Annotated in this window: 19 protein-coding genes; 7 read left to right on the top strand and 12 right to left on the bottom strand. The window is 70.9% G+C overall.

Annotated elements, in window-relative coordinates:
- Nucleotides 1-88: 88 nt before the first annotated feature.
- From ACVKXF_RS15500 to ACVKXF_RS15510, 3 genes are read right to left on the bottom strand one after another with little or no spacing between them, the layout of a single operon-like run.
- Nucleotides 89-970, bottom strand: coding sequence for a carbohydrate ABC transporter permease (locus ACVKXF_RS15500; RefSeq protein WP_123313217.1), 882 nt, complete (start codon nt 968-970; stop codon nt 89-91).
- A complete protein-coding gene (locus ACVKXF_RS15505) occupies nt 970-1,992 on the bottom strand; it encodes a carbohydrate ABC transporter permease (RefSeq protein WP_123313216.1) in 1,023 nt (340 codons plus the stop codon). The genes ACVKXF_RS15500 and ACVKXF_RS15505 overlap by 1 nt, the downstream gene beginning before the upstream one ends.
- Nucleotides 1,993-1,994: 2 nt before the next feature.
- Nucleotides 1,995-3,293 (bottom strand): ABC transporter substrate-binding protein, encoded by a 1,299-nt coding sequence (locus ACVKXF_RS15510; RefSeq protein ID WP_456796268.1) that lies wholly within the window; start codon nt 3,291-3,293, stop codon nt 1,995-1,997.
- 146 nt (nt 3,294-3,439) lie between these two features.
- Between ACVKXF_RS15510 and ACVKXF_RS15515 the strand changes: the two genes are divergently transcribed.
- A complete protein-coding gene (locus ACVKXF_RS15515) occupies nt 3,440-4,471 on the top strand; it encodes a LacI family DNA-binding transcriptional regulator (protein ID WP_340196547.1) in 1,032 nt (343 codons plus the stop codon).
- Between the two features lie 7 nt (nt 4,472-4,478).
- Here the strand turns inward: ACVKXF_RS15515 and ACVKXF_RS15520 are convergent, their stop codons facing one another.
- A complete protein-coding gene (locus ACVKXF_RS15520) occupies nt 4,479-5,462 on the bottom strand; it encodes an AraC family transcriptional regulator (protein ID WP_456796269.1) in 984 nt (327 codons plus the stop codon).
- Nucleotides 5,463-5,583: 121 nt separating this feature from the next.
- On the opposite strand from ACVKXF_RS15520, the gene ACVKXF_RS15525 reads away from it, so the two are divergent.
- A complete protein-coding gene (locus ACVKXF_RS15525) occupies nt 5,584-6,030 on the top strand; it encodes a MarR family winged helix-turn-helix transcriptional regulator (protein WP_123313212.1) in 447 nt (148 codons plus the stop codon).
- Between the two features lie 67 nt (nt 6,031-6,097).
- Here the strand turns inward: ACVKXF_RS15525 and ACVKXF_RS15530 are convergent, their stop codons facing one another.
- The 8 genes from ACVKXF_RS15530 to ACVKXF_RS15565 all read right to left on the bottom strand — a co-directional run bounded on the left by ACVKXF_RS15530 (nt 6,098) and on the right by ACVKXF_RS15565 (nt 14,607).
- Nucleotides 6,098-7,945, bottom strand: a complete 1,848-nt coding sequence (locus tag ACVKXF_RS15530; RefSeq protein WP_456796270.1) for a choice-of-anchor G family protein — start codon at nt 7,943-7,945, stop codon at nt 6,098-6,100.
- Nucleotides 7,942-8,661 (bottom strand): hypothetical protein, encoded by a 720-nt coding sequence (locus ACVKXF_RS15535; protein ID WP_456796271.1) that lies wholly within the window; start codon nt 8,659-8,661, stop codon nt 7,942-7,944. The genes ACVKXF_RS15530 and ACVKXF_RS15535 overlap by 4 nt, the downstream gene beginning before the upstream one ends.
- The gene (locus ACVKXF_RS15540) at nt 8,658-9,209 is read right to left on the bottom strand and encodes a signal peptidase I (protein WP_456796272.1); all 552 of its coding nucleotides are present in this window, start codon (nt 9,207-9,209) and stop codon (nt 8,658-8,660) included. The genes ACVKXF_RS15535 and ACVKXF_RS15540 overlap by 4 nt, the downstream gene beginning before the upstream one ends.
- 8 nt (nt 9,210-9,217) lie before the next feature.
- Nucleotides 9,218-9,955 (bottom strand): acyl-CoA dehydrogenase, encoded by a 738-nt coding sequence (locus tag ACVKXF_RS15545; RefSeq protein WP_260233081.1) that lies wholly within the window; start codon nt 9,953-9,955, stop codon nt 9,218-9,220.
- A gap of 123 nt (nt 9,956-10,078) precedes the next feature.
- Nucleotides 10,079-10,927, bottom strand: coding sequence for a carbohydrate ABC transporter permease (locus ACVKXF_RS15550; protein ID WP_260233080.1), 849 nt, complete (start codon nt 10,925-10,927; stop codon nt 10,079-10,081).
- On the bottom strand, nt 10,927-11,898 hold the full coding sequence (locus tag ACVKXF_RS15555; RefSeq protein WP_185021404.1) for a carbohydrate ABC transporter permease: 972 nt from the start codon (nt 11,896-11,898) through the stop codon (nt 10,927-10,929). Before ACVKXF_RS15555 ends, ACVKXF_RS15550 begins: the two co-directional genes overlap by 1 nt.
- Nucleotides 11,895-13,214, bottom strand: coding sequence for an ABC transporter substrate-binding protein (locus tag ACVKXF_RS15560; RefSeq protein WP_456796273.1), 1,320 nt, complete (start codon nt 13,212-13,214; stop codon nt 11,895-11,897). Before ACVKXF_RS15560 ends, ACVKXF_RS15555 begins: the two co-directional genes overlap by 4 nt.
- A 376-nt stretch (nt 13,215-13,590) precedes the next feature.
- Nucleotides 13,591-14,607 (bottom strand): LacI family DNA-binding transcriptional regulator, encoded by a 1,017-nt coding sequence (locus ACVKXF_RS15565; protein WP_456796274.1) that lies wholly within the window; start codon nt 14,605-14,607, stop codon nt 13,591-13,593.
- Between the two features lie 153 nt (nt 14,608-14,760).
- On the opposite strand from ACVKXF_RS15565, the gene ACVKXF_RS15570 reads away from it, so the two are divergent.
- The 5 genes from ACVKXF_RS15570 to ACVKXF_RS15590 all read left to right on the top strand — a co-directional run bounded on the left by ACVKXF_RS15570 (nt 14,761) and on the right by ACVKXF_RS15590 (nt 19,875).
- Nucleotides 14,761-15,993, top strand: coding sequence for a sugar ABC transporter substrate-binding protein (locus ACVKXF_RS15570; RefSeq protein WP_123313206.1), 1,233 nt, complete (start codon nt 14,761-14,763; stop codon nt 15,991-15,993).
- 159 nt (nt 15,994-16,152) lie between these two features.
- Nucleotides 16,153-17,013 (top strand): carbohydrate ABC transporter permease, encoded by an 861-nt coding sequence (locus tag ACVKXF_RS15575; RefSeq protein ID WP_185021402.1) that lies wholly within the window; start codon nt 16,153-16,155, stop codon nt 17,011-17,013.
- Nucleotides 17,010-17,900: a carbohydrate ABC transporter permease gene (locus tag ACVKXF_RS15580; protein ID WP_340197210.1), complete on the top strand. Its 891-nt coding sequence runs from the start codon at nt 17,010-17,012 to the stop codon at nt 17,898-17,900. The genes ACVKXF_RS15575 and ACVKXF_RS15580 overlap by 4 nt, the downstream gene beginning before the upstream one ends.
- A gap of 47 nt (nt 17,901-17,947) precedes the next feature.
- A complete protein-coding gene (locus tag ACVKXF_RS15585) occupies nt 17,948-18,775 on the top strand; it encodes a ThuA domain-containing protein (RefSeq protein ID WP_456796275.1) in 828 nt (275 codons plus the stop codon).
- Nucleotides 18,776-18,780: 5 nt separating this feature from the next.
- A complete protein-coding gene (locus tag ACVKXF_RS15590; protein ID WP_456796278.1) occupies nt 18,781-19,875 on the top strand; it encodes a Gfo/Idh/MocA family protein in 1,095 nt (364 codons plus the stop codon).
- Nucleotides 19,876-20,107 lie beyond the last annotated feature (232 nt).

Here is a 20,107-nt window from a genome sequence, read left to right on the forward strand (position 1 = left end):
GCGCGGTCGGGTCCGGCAGCGTCGGTCGCCCCGTGGTCGTCCTGGAGGCGCGGCTGGCTCCCGGTGGGCCGGGTCGCGTCCGTCGTCGTCACCCCTTCACCGCCCCGGTCAGCCCGCCGACGATGCGGCGTTGGAAGATGGTGAAGAACACCAGTGCCGGGATCATCGACATCGACGTGAACGCCAGCACCTTGGCCGTGTCGACCGAGTACTGCGACGAGAACGCCTGCACGCCGAGCGGCAGCGTGTAGCTCCCCTCGTTGTTCAGGATGAACAGCGGCAGGATGTAGCTGTTCCAGCTCGCGATGAACGCCAGGATGCCGACCGTGACGACGCCCGGCAGCGACAGCGGCACGACCATGCGGAAGAAGAACCCCAGGCGGCTGGCGCCGTCGATCGACGCCGCCTCTTCGAGCTCGTCCGGGATCGCCCGCAGGAACGGCACCAGGATGATGACCGTCGTCGGCAGGGCGAAGGCGATCTGGGGCAGAATCACGCCGGCCAGGCTGTTCGTCAGACCGAGGTCCTTCACGAGCAGGTACAGCGGCGTGATCGCGACGGTGATCGGGAACATCAGGCCGGCGGCGAACAGCGCGTACAGCGCACCGCGTCCGGCGAACCGGTAGCGGGCGAGCACGAAGCTCACCATGAGGCCGAGCACGACGACGCCCGCGGTGGTCGTCACGGCGCTGATCGTCGAGTTGGCGAGCTGCTGCCAGAAGATGCCGCTGGACAGCACCGAGCCGTAGTTGCCCAGCTCGAACGGTGCCGGCAGCCCGGCGGGGCTCGTGGTGATCTGCGAGTTCGTCCGGAAGCCGCCCAGCACGATGTACAGCACCGGGGCGAGGTTCGCGGCGACGAACAGGATCGCCACCAGGTAGGTGAGCGGGTTCGCACGGCCGATGGCGGCACTGGACCGCCGCTCCCGCGTGGCCCGCCGCCCGGGGGCGACGATGCTCGTGGTGGCCATCAGTTCTTCCTCTCGGTGAGTGCACCCGCGGTGTCGCGGCGGAGCACGAAGCGCTGGTAGATCAGGGCGACGGCGAGCGAGATCACGAACATGACCACGGCCACGGCGCTGCCGAAGCCGAAGTTGCCCGACGTGCGGCCGTTGGCGACCATGTACGTCGCCATCGTCGAGGTGCCGGCGGTCGACGAGATGTACTGCCCCCAGATGATGTAGACGAGGTCGAACAGCTGCAGTGAGCCGATGATCGACAGGAACGCCCAGATCCGGATGGTCGGGCCGAGCAGCGGCAGGGTGATCCGCCGCTGGATCTGCCAGTAGCCGGCGCCGTCGATGGCCGCCGCCTCGAAGAGTTCCTCGGGGATGCTCTGCAGGCCGGCCAGGAACAGGATCACCGCGAAGCCGATGTACTTCCACGAGATGATCACGAGCAGCGTCCAGATGGCGATGTCCGGGTTGGACAGCCAGTCCGCCCGCAGCCCGCCGAGCCCCATGCCCTGCAGCAGGTCGTTCACCGCACCGTTCGACTGCAGCATCAGGCTCCAGCCGGTGCCGACGATCACCTCGGAGATGACGTACGGCACGAACACGAGCACGCGGACGAGCCCGCGACCGTGCATCTTCTGGTTGAGCAGCAGCGCGAGCACGATGGCGATCGGCCCCTGCAGCACCAGCGACAGCACGACGATGAAGCCGTTGTGCATCAGGACCGCGTGAAACGCCTTGTCCTGGAAGATGATCAGGTAGTTCTGCAGCCCCACGAAGTCGGTGGGCGGGCCGTAGCCCTGCCACTTGAAGAACCCGTAGTAGGCGGCCAGCACCACGGGCAGGATCACGAAGGTGACGAAGACGATGACCGCGGGGCCGGCGAGCACCGCGATCTCGACGCGCTTCCGCCAGTCCGCGATGCGGCGCGTGGACCGCCGTCCGGCGGGGAGCGGCGTACCGCTCCCCGCCGGGGACGTCCCCGCGGCCGTGTCCGACCCGGTGGTCGGGGTCGTGCCGAGCGAGGTGTCGAGGGTCATGGTCAGCCCTTGGCCGCAGCCTGGTTGGTGGTCTCCACGATGTCCTTCGCGCTCCCCTTGCCGGCGAGCAGGTCGACGACGCTGGTGTTCAGCGCGTTGCCGACGTTCTGGCCGTACAGGGTGTCCAGGTACTGCGACACGAACGGGGCTTCCTGGTAGGCGGCGAGGGCCGACTTGAGGTAGTCCGCGTCGACGACCGACTGGGCCTCCTGGTTGACCGGGATGGCCTGGAACGCCGTGTAGTAGGCCTCCTGGTTGTCCTTCTGCACGATGAAGTTCAGGAAGTCCGTGCAGGCCTTCTTCGGGGCCTTCGCCGAGCAGGAGTTGCCGTCGACGCCACCCATCATCGACTTTGGGTCACCCTTGCCACCGTCGATGGTCGGGAACGGGAACCAGCCGAGGTCGGCCAGCGGCTTGCCGTCCGGGGTGAGCGAGCTGATCACGCCCGGGTCCCATGCGCCCATGAGCTCCATGGCAGCCTTGTGGTTGGCCAGCAGACCGGCGGAGCTGCCGGCGCCCTGCTGCGCGGCGGTCGTCAGGAAGCCGTCGTTGAACGGCTTGGTCGCGGTGAAGTCCTCGAGCTGCTCGCCGGCCTTCGTCCAGCAGGCGTTGTCGAACTTCAACGACTTCGCCGCGCCCTCGAGCGTCTTCTGGCTGCACTCGCGCAGCGCGAAGTTGTAGTACCAGTGCGCGGCGGGCCAGGCGTCCTTCGCGCCGACGGCGACCGGGTCGATGTCCTTGGCCTTGAGCTTCGTGATCGCGTCGTTCAGCTCGTCCATGGTCGTGGGCGTGCCCTTGATGCCGGCTTCCTTGAACAGGTCCTTCGAGTACCAGATGCCCTCGGGGAGCACGGCGCCGGGCATGGCGTAGGTGGCGCCGTCCTTCTCGTAGCCCGCGAAGGTCCCGGCGCTGATCGACTTCTTCGCGTCGGCGCTGATGGAGTCGGAGATGTCCATGAGCTGCCCGGCGGCGATCATCGCGTCCATCTTGCCGCCACCGCGCTGCAGGAAGACGTCCGGCCCGTCGCCCGAGTTGAGCGCGGTCTGCAGCTTGCCGTCCAGGTCCTCGTTCTGGATCGCCTGCGTCTTGATGGTGACGTTCGGGTACTTGTCCTCGAACGCCTTGACCGTCGAGGCCCAGTAGGCCTTGCCCGGTCCGGTGGTGGAGTTGTGCCAGAAGGTCATCGTGACCTTGCCGGTGCCGTCGTCGGCCGCGTTGCCGCCTGCCGAGCAGCCGGTGGCCACCAGTGCTGTCGCCCCGATCAGCGCGATGGCTGCCGCGGCACGGATCTTCCTCGTCATCGTGGAACTCCTCGTGTCGTCGTTGACATACAGCGACATCCACTGCCGCTGCGGAGAGCGTGCCAGGTGCTCCTGCCGCTTGTCAATCGATATCGATAACGTTTTCTAAGCCGTTTCGAGACCCACTTCAGCGGTACGGTGAGCACATGGACTCGGCTCTCGGCGCGCGTCCCGGTGCCGGCCGGGTGACGATCGGCGACGTCGCACGGGTCGCGGGGGTCTCGATCCCCACCGTGTCGAAGGTCATCAACCAACGTGACGGGGTCGCCGCGGCCACCATGATCCGCGTGCAGCAGGTCGTCGCGGACCTCGGCTACGAGACGTCCCTGGTCGCCCGGAGTCTCCGGAGCTCCCGCACCGGGGTCGTCGGGATCCTGGTGCCCGAGTTCGAGCCGTTCTCGACCGAGCTCCTGCGCGGCATCTCGAGTGCGACGACCGGCACCGGCTACGAGCTGCTCGCCTACGCCGGCCTGATGACGGGCGCCGACCGCCCCGGGTGGGAACGCCGGTCCTTGTCCCGCCTGTCCGGCACCCTCATCGACGGAGCCATCGTCGTCACCCCGACCACGGCGCTGTCGAGCTCGTCGATCCCGGTCGTCGCGATCGACCCGCACACCGGCCCCGAGGGCCACGCGACGGTCGACGCCGACAACGAGGGCGGGGCGGTGCAGGCCGTCCAGCACCTGCTCGCACTCGGGCACACCCGGATCGCGCACCTGCGGGGTCGCGCCGACCTGGCCTCCGCCCAGCTGCGCGAGGCCGGGTACCGCTCCGCCCTGACCGCCGCCGGGCTGACGATCGACGAGCGACTCGTCCGCGACGGCGACTACCAGGAGGAGCAGTCAGCCGCCGTCGCACGCGACCTGCTCGCGATGGACGACCGCCCGACCGCGGTGTTCGCCGCGAACGACTCGTCGGCGTTCGGCGTGCTGCGGGCCGCGGCGGAGCTCGACCTGCGGGTCCCCGAGGACCTGTCCGTGGTCGGGTTCGACGACGTCCCCCAGGCCTCGATCACGACCCCACCGCTCACGACCGTGTCGCAACCGTTGGCCGAGCTCGGGTCCCGCGCGGTCGACATGCTGCTCACGATGCTCCGTGGCGAGGCCGCGTCGGACCACGTCCGCCTGTCGACCACGCTGCGGGTGCGCTCCAGTACCGGTCCGGCACCGCGGGGCTGACCCCGGATCAGCGGCGCAGGGTCTGCTTCGGGTACTCGCCGAAGCGTGCCGCGTACGACGCCGAGAACCGGCCGAGGTGGGCGAACCCCCAGCGTCGGGCCACGTCGCCGATGACCCCCGCCTGCGGGTCGAGCTCGAGGAGCTCGCTGCGCACGCGGTCGAGGCGGACGTCCCGCAGGTACGTCAGCGGCGACACGTCGAACACCCGACGGAACGACTCCTGCACGGACCGCACGCTCAGGCCGGCCACCGCGGCGAGGTCGGCGATGGTCACCGTCTCGGACGCGTGCGCGTGCACGTACTCGACGGCGGCGCGCAGTCGGGCGTTCCGGGGCAGGGCCAGCTCCGTCGGCAGGTCGTCGAGCTGCGGCGGGAAGGTCTCGAGGAACGCGGCGATCGCGAGCGCCTTCGCCTCGGACCAGGTGTCCGAGTCCGGCCCGGCCACCCGGAGCGCGCGGGACAGCGACACGAGGGCACCCTGCCACCGACCGAACGCGGCACTGTCCGGTTCGCGCGTGTGGTCGAACCGCAGCGGTCGGTCTCCCAGCTCGAGCCGTTCGCCGGCGAACCGGTGCACGAGCTCCCGGTCGAGGTGCACCAGGCGCTGGTCGTGGTCCTCGGCGGCGAAGACGAACGCGGTGTCGCAGGGCAGCAGTGTCGGCACGTTCCGGCGCAGGTCGACCCGCTGCCCGCCGACGTCGAGGTGAGCGCTGCCGCTGGTCATCCAGGCGACGATGTAGTCGGTGCTGATCGGCATCGCACCGCGCAGGACCCCGCGCATCCGGGACCGGCGGATGCTGACCTCGGTGTCGCCGACCGCGGTGTAGCGGTAGAGGAACTCGTCGCCGGATCGTTGGGCGGACCACTGCGCGGCGCCGTGCACCGTGGCCAGGTCGCGCGCCGCGGACTCCGGCTCCGTTCCGGACACCTCGAAGCGGACCGACTCGCTCGCACGCCCGCTAGAGAGCGGCGCCTCGAACAGGTCAGCCACGGCGCACCGTCGCCGGAGTCGCCACCCGGACCTGGCAGCGGGACTCGTTATGTGGATACGCTGATCCGGTGAGTGCGGCGTATGGTGCTGCGGACCCGATCCGTGCGAAGGGGGCGCTCCCGTGAGCGATCTCGACCTCGTCGCGGCGCTGACCCGCCTCGAAGCAGCGGTGTCCGCACTGCGCACGCGACTGCGCGACCAGCTCGGCGTCTCGGGCAGCGACCTGACCGTACTGCAGTTCGTGTCCCGCGCCGAAGAGGCCGACCGGACCGTCCGCGTCAAGGACCTCGCGAAGCACCTCGGCCTGACCGGGCCGGCGGTGACCGGCATGGTGGACCGACTCGAGCAGAGCGGGCACCTCAGTCGCGTGCCGAACCCGGCCGACGGACGGAGTCGCCACATCGAGCTGACCGAGACCGCCAGGCGCGACTACTCGGTCGCCATGGACGGCACGAACAAGCACCTGCACGAGCTGTTGGCCTCCTTCTCGGAACGGGACAGGGTCCGGTTCGTCCGGATCGTCGATCGCATCATCGCGGCCGTCGACCTCGGCGCCCCGAGCCCCTGAGGGCAGGGTACGGGCGGTCAGCATCCGGTCCGGGCGATTGTCCACCATGCGCAGTTAGGTAACGATGCTACCTATCTCGGGCGCGGACGGGCGCGAGGAGCGACACCGAGTTCGGCCCCACGACGGCACTGGCCAGGTCGATGCGGGCCAGCCCGCCCGGCACCAGGGCATCCGCGATCGACAGACGGAGCGCGGTCTGCGTGTACCGCCCGGTCGTCGCGCGGCCGGCCGGGGGCGCGGCCGCGTCGAGGTCCTGCTGCACGTTGACACGGAGTGCGAGCACCCCGGGCAGGCGTGCGAGGACCGTCCCGAGTGCCCGGACGACCGGACCGCCGATCGTCGTCGTGAGCGTCGTGCCGAGCGTCCCCACGAGCGCGAACAACCGGGTCGTGAGCGTCCCCACCACCGCCTGGGTCAACGGGTTCACGAGCGAGGTGGCGAGGCCGGTGACCACGCCGAGCAGTCCGCCCAGGTCGAGTCCGAGCAGCGCGACCCCGACCGAGAGCTTCGTCTGCCCCGACATGAGCGCCGCGACGCCGGTGTCGACGCCGATCGACAGCGTCGCGATCTTCACACGGATGCCGAGCGCGAGCGGTGCGCTGAGGTCGGCCGCGAGGGCGATCCGGACGTGCAGGGACCCGAGTGCGGTCGTCAGCGCGGTCGTGATCTTCGCCGCCCAGGCATCCACCACCTGCCCGAGCCGGTCCGCCAGCGCGCCGAGGGTGACCGCATCGAGCACCACCTCGTGGTTGGGCGGCAGGTCGTTGAGACCGTGCGCGTCGTCACCGAGCAGGTGCGCGAGGTCCACCCGCACGGACCCCTTCGACAGGTCGAGCGACAGCGTGCCGCCGGCGTCCTGCACGGGTTCGGCGAGCAGCGGCGCGACCGCGTCCGCCAGGTCCGGCCCGGTGATCTCGACCGTGCCGCCGATGGTGCCGAGCTCGAGGCTGCCGGTCAGCCCGCCGAGGACGCCGAGCACGCTCTGGTTGATCGTCCGGGCGAGGACCCCGTCCTTCCCACCGAGCGCGTCGACGGCGGCGTCGAGCTGCACCACGGTGTCGTCCACCGCCGTGACCAGCGCGCCGACGAGCGGGCTGTCCACACGGAGGTCCAGGCTCGCGATCCCGTAGTCCCGCTCGAGTCCGGCGGGACCGCTGTCGGCGGCGGCCCGCTCGACCGCGGTCCGCAGGTTCGTCGCGAGCGTGCGCTGGACGACCCCACCCCACACCTCGTCGCTGATGGCGTCGCACCCGGCGAGCTGTGCGCTCGCACCGACCGCGCCGACGTCGAGCCCGACGTCGGTGACGTCCGCGATGCCCGGCAGCGCGCGGCTGAGCGTGACGGACGCCGGATCGGGGAGGTCGCCGGACGGGGTCGACGGCGTGACGAGCACGCCGCCGGAGTCCGCGACCAGGCCCGACGCCGCCACGGCCTCACCCGTGCCCGACGCCGTCGCGACCTGGTTCACCGCGCCGGCCGAACCCGCTGGCAGCCCGAGGCCGAGGCCGGTGAGGTCGATGCCCGCCACGTCCCCGAGCAGGCCGACGTCGAGCGGGTTGCCGAACGCCTGTGTGAAGGGGCGGCCGCCCGTGCCGAGCTCGGGCGCGGTGGCGGGCTCGACGGACGCCGGCGCCGCCCCGGTCTTCGCGACGTCGACCCCGCGCACCGTCGCGACGTCGTCGAGGTCGACGCCGGCGATGCTCCCGCCCAGGAACCGGCTCGAGGCCGTCGACGTGTAGTCCGCGTCGGTGCCGCAGTCGAACGACGAGGTCCCGACGGCCCCGTTCGCCCACGCACGGTCCGTCCACGACGCGGTGCTCGGGACGGCTGTGGGCGTGACGAGTGCGGCCGCGACGACGATGCCCGTGACGACCGCGAGCCGGCCGCGACGCAGGTGCAGGGGGCGCCGGGTCACGACCGGCTCCGGGGACGTCGGAGTCGGAGCGCGACGCCGGCGAGGACGGCCGCGACCGCGACGAGCACCGGTCCCGCGAACCCGCCGCCCGTCATCGCGAGGACGACCGGACCGACACCACCGGCTTCGTCGCCGTCGCCGCGAGCGGGGCGCCCCGACACGGCCGGGTCGTTGCCGCGGGCGGTCACGCCGACGCCCAGCTCGGCGGTCCGGGGCACCGTGGTGGCGGCGTCGCCGAGCGTCAGCCGGACGAGCAGGTACGCCTCGCCGTCGCCGTCCGGGTCGGGCACACGGACGGACGGTGCGGTCGCCGCCCAGTCGGAGGCGGGGACGGCGTCGACGAGCGCTGCCTCCTGTCCGCCGCACGCGGGGGCTCCGGACGGGTCGCGCCACGGCTGGTCGCACGTCTCCACCGACACGAGGACCCCGTCCGTACCGCCCGGCAGGCCGCCCCGTCCCAGGAGCTGCAGGTCGAGGGTGACCGGACCGGGTTCGTCGACGCGGGTCCGCACCTGCCACGTGACGTCCCCGCGGTCCCCCGCCCCGGGCAGCACGAGGGGCTCCGGACCGGTGTGCAGCACCAACCGGCCCGGCGTGCCGGTCTCGGCCACGGGCCTCCAGTCCGTCGACGCGACCGCCACCGCGGTCGTGCCGATGCCCGCCGCACCGACGAGCACGGCGGCGACGGCCGCGACGAGGGCGAGGGCGCGGTTCACGAGTCCTCCCGACGGGCCGGCCAGAACGCCCACGCGACGAGCACGCCGACGACCGCGACCGCCAGCCCGCGTGCCGGGGCGCTCGTGACCGCGACGAGCGCCGATCCCAGGCCGGGAGCGTGCGCCAGCACGAGGCCGACGTGCCGGACGACGTACGGGTCACGGTCGTCGGACGCGTTGTCGTCGCCCCGCAGGGTCAACGAGCGTGCGGCCGAGTCGCCCGGGACCCGGTCCACCGCCACGACCCGGTGCGTGACCGGCAGGCTCGACCCCGCGCGCGGCACCGTGACGACGTCCCCGTCGGTGACCTCGACCGCGGGCACGCGGTGCGTGATGGCGAGCCCGCCGGCGGGGATCGTCGGGGCCATCGACCCGGTGGTGACGACGACGAACGACAGCCCGGTGATCGCGACGGCCGCCCAGGCGAGCACGCACGTGAGCCCGACCGCGCCGGCGACCGTCAGGACGACGGTCCGGACGCGGTCGGCGGGACGACGGGGCGGCGCCGTGCCCTCGTCGGAGGACGTCGGCGCGGTGGATCCGCGCACGGCCGCGCTCAGTCGGACTCGGCGGCGAACTGCCACGCGGGCGCGACCGTCCGCCCCTGGAGCGCGTCGACCGTGGTGCCCGCGGGCAGCGTCGGTGACTCCGGCAGCGAGACCTCGAAGCAGTACACCTGCGTCGACCCGCCGGCTGCGGCGAGGGGCCGCGCGACCGTCGCGGCAGCCGTGCCGAGCGGCCCGGACGCGACGCTCGTCCAGGGCACGTCGAACGCGGTGGCGTCGCACACGGCGGTGGTGTCCGTGATCGCGGCGACCCGGACCTGCAGGGCGTTCCACAGGACGTCGTCGGCGTCGGTGACCGCGACGCCCGCCGCGGGGACCGCTGCCCGGAGCACGAGGTCCCCGGCGATCGAGTCGGCGGTGGTGCGCAGGGCGACGGGTGCGTAGGTCGCCGTGCCCGGCGAGAGGGCCAGCGCATCGACCGTGAACCGGAGGGCCTGCCCCGGGTTCGTCTCATCCGAGGTGAACCCCGCCGCGGTGAACGGTGCCGTCACGTTCTGCTCGACCTCGAACCCGGACGTGCCGACGCCGGGTCCGCCCGACCCGTCGCCGCCGAACACCCACTCGGTGTCCGTCCACGACGCGAGCGTGTACCCGGCTCCGCCGATGACGAGGACGCCACCGGCCGCGAGCGCGAGGACCCGGTTGCGGCGCCGGGAGCGGCGAGCGGTGTCGTCCGCGGCGCGACGGCCGTGGTTCCGGGCGCGTGGGGGCGCGGTGCTGTCAGCCATGACGTGTCTCCTGATCCGTGACGCCGATCGGTGGCGGCCACGGTCGGGGTGGTTGGTCCCGGCCGTCGCCATCGACGTCTGCTCCGATCCTGACGGACTATCCCTCAGGAATCAATGGCCACGTCACCCCTTGACGGCGCCGGAGGTGAGCCCCGACACGATCGAGCGGCGGAACACCAGCACCAGGATCACGATCGGCACCGTGGCCGCGACGCTCGCCGCGAAGATCTGCGCGAAGGGCACCGTGAACTGCGTGCCGAACAACGCGATGCCGACCGGGATCGTCCGGAACGAGTTCTCGCTGTTGAACGTCAGTGCCATCAGGAACTCGCTCCACGACGCCGTGAACGTGAAGACACCGACCGTGAACAGCCCCGGCTTCGCCATCGGCAGGATCACGCTGAGCACGGTCCGCCAGGCTCCCGCTCCGTCGATCTCGGACGCCTCCTCGATCGTCGAGGGGATCCCGACCAGGTAGTTCCGCATGATCCAGATGGCGAACGGCAGGTTGAACGCGACGTACGGCACGATCAGCCCCGGGTACGAGTTGAGCAGTCCGAGGTTGCGCTCGAGCAGGTACAGCGGCGTCAGCACGGCGATCGCCGGGAACACCGAGAGCATGAGCAGCGACGTCATGATCGCCGTGCGCCCGCGGATGAACCGGCCGGCCAGCGCGTAGCCCGCCAGGAACGCCAGCGCGAGCACGATCACCGTGGTCGACACCGAGACGATGACGCTGTTGACCATGTACTGCCCGAGCGCGTTGTCGCGGAAGGCCACGACGAAGTTGTCGAACGTGATCGACCGCGGGAACGCGGTGGGCGGCGACTGCCCGATCTCCGACGCCGGCTTGAGCGACGTCGACACGAGCCAGTACAGCGGCAGCGCCGTGAGCACCGCGATGACGACACCGCTGACGTTGACGGTGTTGACCCACTTCCGCCAGCCCTTGCGCACACGTTGACGGGGCATCAGGCATCCCCTCCCTTCGCCTGGTTCCGGAACGCCCGGAGGAACAGCAGACACCCGGCCGCGACGATGATCGCGGTGGACGTCGCGATCGCCGCGCCCGGTCCGATGTTGATGTCCTGGAACAGGACCTTGTAGCCCATGATCGCGAGCGACTGGGTGGCGGTACCCGGCCCGCCGTTCGTCAGCACGAACGGCAGGTCGAACACCCCGAAGGCCTGCAGGATGCGGAACAGCACCGCGATCGTCAGCGTCGGGGTGAGCTGCGGCAGCACCACCCGCCAGAACGTCTGCCAGGTGCTGGCGCCGTCGAGCTCGGCGGCCTCGTAGTGGTCCTCCGAGATCTGCACGAGCCCGGCGAGCAGGATGATCGCCACGAAGGGCGTCGTCTTCCAGATGTCCGCGACCATCAGGCCCGTGATCGCCGGGACGGGTTCGCCGAGGATCACCGGGGCGTCCCCGAACAAGCCGAAGAACCACGTCGCGACGCCGTAGGTGCTGTCGTAGACGTACTTCCACAGCTGCGCGTTCACGATGGTGACGAGCGACCACGGGATCAGCATCAGCGCGAGCATCCACCCGCGGGTGGCCCCGAGCCGCTCGAGCACCAGGGCGACGAGCATGCCGAGCACGAGCTCCACCGAGACGGTCACGACCGTGTAGAGCACCGTGAACCCGAGGGCCCGGTACCAGTCGGCGCTCTGCAGCAGGGCCGCGTAGTTGCCCAGCCCGAACGACTGGATCGTGAACCCCTCGTAGCCGACCTCGACGTCCGCGAAGCTCAGGACGATCGAGTAGACCACCGGGAAGATCGTCACCGCCGCGACGACCAGGAGCGCCGGGGCAGCGAATCCCCACGCACCGCGCGCGCGGATGCGGTCGAGCCGCGACCGTCCGCTCAGGCGGGGCGGCGGGTCGAGGCGAGCCGTGCCTCCCGGCCGCTCGTCCGACCGCGTGGCCGTGCCGGCGCTCACAGCGCCTCACCCTGCAGGGCGAGCGCGATGGCGGAGGCCATCGTGCTCGTACCGCCGTCGACGGACGCCTGGCCGCCGAGGATGCTGTTGCCGTTCTGGTACACGCCCTGCGAGACCTTCGGGTAGTACGCCGTCGACGTCGGACGGGGCACGAGCGTGATGCCGGCCGCGGTGCCGTAGGTGGGACGCTCCTGGCGCTTCGCGTCATCGCTGACGAGCGATGCGCTGCGGGCCGGCAGGACGCCGCCCTCACGGGTCAGGAACTGCTGCGCCGTCTCGCTCGACATCCAGCGCGCGAAGGTCAGTGCCGCCGCGGGCTCCTGGGTGTGCGGGTTGATGTAGTTCCCCCACCCGCCGATCGTCGAGTGGTGCTCGTCCATGCCGTCGAAGGTCGGCCGGGCGGCGAGCCCGACCTTGCCCGCGACCTGGCTGTCCGGTCCGTTCGCGATCCCCCACGCGTACGACCAGTTGCGCAGGAACGCCGCGCGGCCGCCCGAGAAGGCGTCGTTCGTGTCCTGCTCCTGGTACGTCAGCGTGGCCCGGGGTGACGCACCCGACGTCACGAGGGAGCGCATGAACTCGAACGCGCGCTTGGTCTCGGAGCTCGTGGTCTCGGGTTTGGTCAGGTCGTCGTTGAGCAGCGAGCCCCCGGCGTCCGCGACGAACTCGGTGACGTTGCAGGTCAGCCCCTCGTAGACGTCGCCCTGGAACGCGAACCCGTAGCTGACGTCGCCGGTGTCGACGAGCTTCGCGGCGGTCTCGCGGACCTCCTCCCACGACCCCGGGACCTGCAGGGAGTGCTTGGCGAGCAGGTCCTTGCGGTACAGGAAGAACGACTCGTCGATGTAGAGCGGGAACATGTAGTACGTCCCGTCGACGCTCGCCGCCTGCCGCAGCCCCTCGGGGAACTGGTCGAAGAAGTCCGCCCCCACGAGCTCGTTCACCGGGGTCGCGAGCTTGTTCTTCGCGAACTGCCCGGGCCACGCGACGTCGCCGAGGTAGACGTCCGGCGTGCTGCTGCCCGCCGCGATCTGGGTCGTCAGGCTCGTCCGGTTGGTGTCGGTGTCGCTCGGGGCACTGACGATCCGGACGCGGATGTTCGGGTGCTCCTTCTGGAACTCGGCGATGAGCCGCCGGCGCAGGTCACCGCCGTCCTTCGAGGCGACCTGGCCGGCCCACCAGCTGATCGTCGCCGCACCCTCGGGCGGGTCGGTCGGCCAGTCCTGGACCAGCGTGCGCTCGGGGCGCGTGGAGCAACCCGCGAGGAGCAGCACCCCCGCTCCCCCGAGCAGGAACATCCTGCGGTCGATGGCCATCCGTCCTCCTCGACGTGTGGTGCTGCGAACCTGTGCAACCACACAACCAACGGACCCTGAGCGCCCGGTGGGTGGGGGCGCGCGGGGCGCAGCCGCTGTCGCTGTCGCTGTCGCTGTCGCTGCCGCGAAAGCGACACCCTGCCGCGGAACGTCCGCAGGGATCTGTCGCTTTCGCGGGTGGCGATCTGGGGCCGCGGGGCGGCGGCCTGGAGGCCCGTGGCGGGGTCGACCCGCGCCTCCAGTCCGGCAGGTGGTCGCGAAAGCGACAGAAAGCGCGCAGGTGCCCCCATCGGTGCTGCGAGAGCGACAGTGTGCCGCGAACCGTTCGCGGAGATCTGTCGCTTTCGCGGATGGGGCCGGCGGGCGCCGGGAGGGGTCAGGCGGGGGCGGGAGCCGTGGACTCCGCGGACCGGAGCGTGCACGGCAGCAGGAAGTGCGGCAGGTCGTCGGACGTGCCGTCGAGCTGCTCGATCAGGGCGTCGGCGGCTCGGATCCCGAGCTCCTGACCGGGGGCGACCATCGTGGACAACCGCGGGTAGTGCTGGTCGGCGTTCGCCTCGGACGACGCGATGCTCAGGACGGAGACGTCCTCGGGGACCCGCCGTCCGGCGGTGTACAGCCCGACCAGCACACCGGCCGTGGAGTCGTCCTTCATCACGAGGACCGCGGTGACGTCGGGGTCGGCCGCGAGCAGGTCGCTCGTGGCCTGCCGCCCGCCGTCGCTGCCCGGCCCCGCGGTGACGACCGCTCCGGCCAGGCCGCGGTCGACGACGGCGCGCCGGAACGTCGACTCGACGCGCAGGTGCGGTGCGTAGCCGGCCATCGGGGTGCCGTCGAGGTCCTCGAGCACGAGTCCGAACCGCCGGTGTCCGAGTGCCTCGAGGTGGTCGAGGCTGTCCTCGATGGTCGTCTCGAAGTCGATGTCGACGAAGGGCAGCCCGCTGCTGTCGCGGGTCCGGCCGATCAGGGTGAACGGCACGCCGAGGTCGGTGAGGACCGCGACGCGGGGGTCGTCCATCCGCACCTCCATCAGGATGACGCCGTCCACGAGGCCGCCGGAGACGAGGTCGTCGAGGTCGTCGCCGGCGGGGTCCACCGGCCAGAGCACGAGGTGGTAGCCCCGCTCGGACGCACGCTCCGCCGCACTCATGAAGAACTGCGAGGTGGTCGGGCTGAAGCGGTTGCCGGTGGTCGGGAACAGCAGCGCGATGATCCGGGTCCGACGGCTCGCGAGCGCACGGGCGACGACGTTGCCGCGGAACTTCAGCTCGCGCATCGCGGTCTTCACCCGCGCGGTCGTGCCGGGGGTCACGTACTTCGTCCCGTTCACCACGAAGGACACGGTGGCGATCGAGACCCCCGCCCGATCGGCGACCTGCTGCATCGTGGCCATGCCGCCGATCCTAGCGCGCAAGAAGTCAGAAAAGCGCTTTACAGGTGAAGCGCTTATCTGTTAGCTTCTCGCCCCAGGAGCACAGCGACGATGACGTCAGCGGCCTCGTCGATGCGTGCCTGCCCCAGCATCCGTCAAGAGAAGAGCTCTGCAATGAAGCACAAGTTCACTTCCCCGTCGCGCCGGACGCGCGCCCTCGTCGGCGCGGTCGCCGTCGTCGCCACGATCCCCCTGGTCCTCACCGGCTGCTCCGGTTCCGGATCGGCCTCGTCGGGCGGCAGCAAGGCCCTGACGATCGAGGACTACTACGACGCGAACTACAACCCGGTCTACAAGCAGTGCGCGAAGGAGGTCGGCGCGACCGTCACGATCAACCACGTCGCCGGCGCCGGACTGATCTCGAAGGTGCTGCAGCAGGCATCCTCGAAGACGCTGCCCGACGTCCTCATGCTCGACAACCCCGACGTGCAGCAGATCGCGTCCTCGGGTGCCCTCTCCGACCTCAGCGACTACGGCCTGAGCGCCGAGGGCGACGTCCCCGGCGTCAAGGCGGCGAGCACCTACAAGGGCAAGCTCTACGGCCTGCAGTCGAACACGAACTCCATCGCGCTCTACTACAACAAGAAGCTCCTGGCGGACGCCGGCGTCGAGCCGCCCAAGACGTGGGACGAGCTCAAGGCCGCCGCGAAGAAGCTCACGAGCGGGTCCACCTACGGCTTCGCGATGAGCAACATCAACACGTACGAGGGCACCTGGCAGTTCCTGCCGTTCTTCTGGTCGAACGGTGGCGACGAGAAGGACATCGCCACGCCGGAGGCCACCCAGGCCCTGCAGCTCGTCGAGGACCTGCAGGACGACGGCTCGATGTCCAAGAGCTCGATCAACTGGGCGCAGGCGGACGTCAACAACCAGTTCCTGGCCGGCAAGGCCGCGATGATGATCAACGGCCCCTGGCAGCTGCCGGCGCTCAACGAGAAGAAGGGCCTCGAGTTCGACAGCGTGCCGATCCCGACGCGCACGGGCGAGGCCACGGTCGCACCGCTCGGCGGCGAGGCGTTCACCGTCCCGCAGACCGGCGACAAGGACAAGATGCAGCTCGCCGGCAAGTTCGTCGGCTGCCTCCACACGCAGAAGATGCAGAAGACCCTGTCCGAGGTGAGCGGCAACGTGCCGACGAACCTCGAGGCCGGCGCCGCCTGGGCGAAGGACCACCCGCAGGTCGCGTCCTTCGTGACCACGGTGCAGACCGCCCGCGCCCGCACCGGGGAGCTCGGACCCGACTGGCCCAAGGCCGCCACGAAGATCTACACCGCCGTCCAGCTCGCCCTCACCGGCAAGGCCAGCCCCGAGGCAGCGCTCAAGCAGGCGCAGTCGCAGGAGCAGTAGTCAGTCGCACGAGCAGTGGGGAGCCGGCCGACCCGGTCGGCTCCCGCCGCGTGAGGAAAGGACCCCGGCGTGAGCGCCTCGACACAGACACGACCACGGACGATCCCGTCCGTGACGACACCCCGACCCGGGCAGCGACGAGCCCGGTTCCGATCCGGCGTGACCCGATGGCTCTTCGTGGTGCCAGCGGCGGTCTTCGTGGCCGTCTTCTTCGGCTACCCGGTGGTGAAGAACGTCGTCATGTCCTTCCAGGACTACACGACGGCGACCTTCTTCACCGGCGAGGCCCCGTGGGTGGGACTCGCCAACTACATCTCGGTGTTCCAGAGCTCGGTCTTCACGACGAGCCTCGTGAACACCGCCCTGTTCACGGCGGGCTCGATCGTCCTGCAGTTCGTCATCGGGCTGAGCCTCGCGCTGTTCTTCCGCCGGCACTTCCCGCTGTCCGGCTTCCTGCGGGGGCTCCTGCTCCTGCCGTGGCTCCTGCCGCTCATCGCGTCGAGCGCGGTGTGGAAGTGGCTGCTCGACCAGGACAGCGGCGCGCTCAATCAGCTCCTCGGTGTGGTGGGCATCGCCCCGGTGCCGTGGCTGGTCAGCCCGAGCCTCGCGCTCATCGCCGTGATCGGCGTCAACGTCTGGCTCGGCATCCCGTTCAACACGACGATCCTGTACAGCGGTCTGCAGTCCGTGCCGCCGGAGCTGTACGAGGCCGGCTCGCTCGACGGCGCCACCGGGTTCAAGGCGTTCTGGTACATCACCTGGCCGAGCATCCGGTCGGTGGTCAGCGTCGTCGTCGTGCTCGGGGTCGTCTACACGTTGAAGGTCGTGGACATCATCCTCGGCCTGACCGGCGGCGGGCCGGCGAACTCGACCCAGACCCTCGCCACGAACGCGTACCACCAGTCGTTCATCAACTTCCAGTTCGGCATCGGAGCCGCGGTCAGCAACGTGCTCATCGTCGTCTCGTTCGTCTTCGCGATGGTCTACATCGCGATCTCCCGGAAGGCGGTCGACGAATGAGCGTCGGACTCGCGAACCAGACCGTCACCGCCACCCGCGCGATCACCACCAAGCGGAGCGCCCGGGCACCCCGGCCGCGCGGCTCGGTCAAGGGCCTCCCGTTCACGATCCTCGGCTGCGTGTTCCTGGCGATCATGGTGTTCCCCGTCTACTGGATGGTCAACACGAGCCTCCAGGCGACGTCCGGGGCCGCCACGGCGACGTGGTTCCCGTTCTCCCCGACCTTCGCGGGCTACGAGGCGGCGTTCGCCCAGCAGGGGCAGAACTTCCTGTCGAGCATGATCATCGGGCTCGGCACCGTCCTGCTGACGCTGGCCATCGCGACGCCCGCCGCGTACGGGCTCGCACGGTTCCGGATGCGCGGCGGCCGGGTGTTCCTGCTCGTGCTGCTCATCACCCAGATGATCCCGGCGATCGTCATCGCGAACGCGCTGTACACACTGTTCAACAACATCGGGCTGCTCAACAGCTACGTCGGGCTGATCCTGGCCGACAGCGCGGTCCAGGTGCCCTTCGCCATCCTGCTGATGCGGGCCTTCATGGAGTCGATCCCGCCGAGCCTGGTCGAGGCGGCCCTGGTCGACGGCGCCAGCGACTTCCGGGCGTTCGTCTCGATCGTGGTCCCGATCAGCCGGAACGCGATCGTCACCGCCGCGCTCTTCACGTTCCTCGGTGCGTGGGGCGACTTCCTCATCGCACTGACCCTGACGTCGACGACCGCGGTGCGACCGATCACGCTCGGCATCTACAACTACATCGGGTCGAACGTCACCGACTGGGGGCCCGTCATGGCGACCTCGGTGCTGGCGTCCCTGCCCGCTGCCGTCCTGCTGATCTTCGCGCAGAAGTACATCTCCGCTGGTGCCCTCGGCGGTGCCGTCAAATGACGGCCCCGGACCGACGCCACCACGCATCCCAGCCAGAAAGGCACACCATGACCACCACCCCGCTGCGCATCACCGTCTGGGGCGAGAACGTCCACGAACAGGTCGAGCAGCACGTCGCCGAGCGCTACCCCGACGGCATGCACGGCGCGATCGCCGACGGCATCCGCGAGAACCTCCCCGACGCCGTCGTCCGGACCGCCACCATGCAGGAGCCCGAGCACGGCCTGACCGACGAGGTCCTGGCCGCGACGGACGTCCTGACCTGGTGGGGGCACGCCGCGCACCAGGACGTCGACGACGCCGTGGTCGACCGGGTGCACAAGCACGTGCTGTCCGGCATGGGCCTGGTCGTCCTGCACTCCGGCCACTGGTCGAAGATCTTCGGCAAGCTGATGGGCACGACCTGCACCCTGCGGTGGCGGAGCGAGCACGACCAGGAACTCGTCTGGACCGTCAACCCGCAGCACCCGATCACCCGCGGCGTCCCGAACCCGATCGTCATCCCCGAGCAGGAGATGTACGGCGAGTACTTCGACGTGCCGACCCCCGACGAGCTCGTCTTCATCTCGGGCTTCACCGGCGGCGAGGTGTTCCGGAGCGGCATGACGTACCGCCGCGGCCTCGGGAAGATCTTCTACTTCTCCCCCGGCGACCAGGACTTCCCCGTGTACCACCACAAGGACGTCCGCCGCGTGATCGCGAACGCCACCGAGTGGGCACGGCCGGAGCGCGAGCGGGCGATCCCGACGCTCCGCCGCTACGACCTGGGCGAGTACTTCGACGGCCAGCACTACCGCGGCCCGTTCGACGACGCGCCCGTGGACGAGCACGCAGCCGACGCCGACGCGTCCGACCACGCCGGGGCGCAGGCGTGACCGCGCTGCGCGTCCTGCAGGTCGGGGCCGGGGGCATGGGCCGAGCCTGGCTCGGCACCGTCGCGGCCGACCCCGACGTCGAGCTGGTCGGCATCGTCGACCTCGACCTCGACGTCGCCCGGGCCGGGGCCGCGCACGCCGGCGCCCCGTCGATCCCCGTCGGCACCGACCTGACCGTGCTCGCGGCGGAGACCGGCGCGCAGGCGGTGCTCGACATCACCGTCCCGGTCGCGCACCACCCGGTCACGCTGCAGGCGCTGCACGCGGGACTCCCCGTGCTCGGCGAGAAGCCGGCAGCGCAGACCGTCGCCGAGGCACTCTCGCTCGCCGCGGCGGCCGAGGCCACCGGCAAGCTGTTCATGGTGTCGCAGTCGCGTCGCTACAACGACCAGCTCGTCGCGTTCCGGCAGCACGTGCGCGGCCTGGCTGCGATCGGCGGGCTGAGCACGCGGTTCGCCAAGGCTCCGCACTTCGGCGGCTTCCGCGAGCAGATGGACGACGTCCTGCTGCTCGACATGGCGATCCACGCGTTCGACTCCGCCCGCTACGTGCTCGAACGGGACCCGGTGTCGGTGTACTGCGAGTCCTGGAACCCGTCGTGGTCCTGGTACCGCGGCGACGCGGCCGCTGCGGCGGTCTTCGCCTTCGAGGACGACGTCCGCTACGTGTACGACGGCTCGTGGTGCACGCCGGGTGCCGAGACCTCGTGGAACGGCGACTGGCGGGCCTCCGGCGCCGCCGGCACCGCGCTGTGGGACGGCGACCACGACCCGTCCAGTGACCTCGACGGCATCGCTGGCGCACCGTCGCCCGCACCGAGCGTCGGGTACGAGATCGCCGGTGCGCTCACGTCGTTCGTGCACGCCGTGCGCTCCGGCGAGACCCCGGACGGCGAGGTGCACGGCAACGTCATGAGCCTCGCCATGGTCGAGGCGGCGATCGCCTCGACCCGGACCGGGCAGCGCATCGTCATCGACGAGGTGCTCGAGCGCGCGCACACCGAGGCACTCGCCGCCGAGCGGCACGACGCCGTCCGCGACCGCCTGGCGGCGTGGAGCTCGGTGCGCGAGGCCCTACGCGCGTCCGTCCCCGCGTCGTAGGGCGCACGGCACACCCGCACGGCTCGCCCGCGCGGCTCGCCCGCGCGCGTTCCCCCGAGGTTCCGAAATCTCGGCATGTCGGCGTCCGTCAGACTCCCGATCGGAACCTCGGCGGACGTGAGCGGCGAGTCGCGGGACCGCGACCGCTCGTGTCGGGCGCGGCGCGTGCGGTGGACGCGACCAGGAGGCGGACGGGAGGCCCGTGGCGACGCCGCCACGGGCCTCCCGTCCG

It is taken from the genome of Curtobacterium sp. PvP017, assembly GCF_054060195.1.